We start from the raw sequence: 894 nt of genomic DNA on the forward strand, positions 1-894 counted from the left end.
TTCGGGAGGACGGTCACCACTTTGTGTTTCATGACTGGGGTGAAGTCGTAACAAGGTAACCCTAGGGGAACCTGGGGTTGGATCACCTCCTTATCTTGAAAGTAAAAAATCGTAAAGGTGTTTAACGCAAGTTACTCACAGAGTGTTCACACAAATTGTATGATAATGAAATAAAGAAACTTGTTTTGTTTAGCTTAGCTGGTTAGAACGTCCCATTCCTGATAAATGCAGGGTGAGGTCGGCGCCGACGAGTTAAATAGAGCATAACCATGATAGGTCTGTAGCTCAGCTGGTTAGAGCGCACCCCTGATAAGGGTGAGGTCGGCAGTTCAAGTCTGCCCAGACCTACCAATTCTCACGAATTGATGGTTATCTTATAAAGAAGCCAAATTTAAGCTGTTTTATTGAACGATTTAAATTTGGTTTTTACCTTCCATTGGGAAGGAAATCACAAAATAGCCGAATGTGCGCTACTTTGAAGTTCTTTAACAATCTGGAAAGCTGATATAAATACCGGTATTTATATAACAAACACGGTGTCGCGCTGTTGTTTGTAGCATTATAAATACCACCGATTAAACATTCTCCTCGAGTGTTTAATCAACTAAGTAAAACATTCGATTATTATCTACTCGATAATAATTGTCTTATCAAGTAACTCATCATAAACCTTAGGGTTTATTGAGTACGTGAAAATGTCAGACTTTACAATTGTTGCGGTTTAGTCACCGTGACGTACTTTGTTTTCTCCTTATTTATAAGGCAAGACTACTTAGGGTTGTATGGTTAAGTGACTAAGCGTATGTGGTGGATGCCTTGGCAGTTAGAGGCGATGAAGGACGTGTTAATCTGCGATAAGCGAAGATAAGGTGATAAAAACCATTATAGTCTTCG

1 tRNA gene and 2 rRNA genes are annotated in these 894 nt (G+C 39.5%); all 3 read left to right on the forward strand.

The features are described from left to right. A 16S ribosomal RNA gene (locus ABD005_RS18085) occupies window positions 1-93 on the forward strand; the annotation flags it as partial. Between the two features lie 181 nt (window positions 94-274). Next, window positions 275-351 (forward strand) — tRNA-Ile (locus ABD005_RS18090). A 433-nt stretch (window positions 352-784) separates the two neighbouring features. Next, window positions 785-894, forward strand: a 23S ribosomal RNA gene (locus tag ABD005_RS18095); the annotation flags it as partial.

The sequence above is a fragment of the Colwellia asteriadis genome (genome assembly GCF_039523295.1).
GTDB lineage: Bacteria > Pseudomonadota > Gammaproteobacteria > Enterobacterales > Alteromonadaceae > Colwellia > Colwellia asteriadis.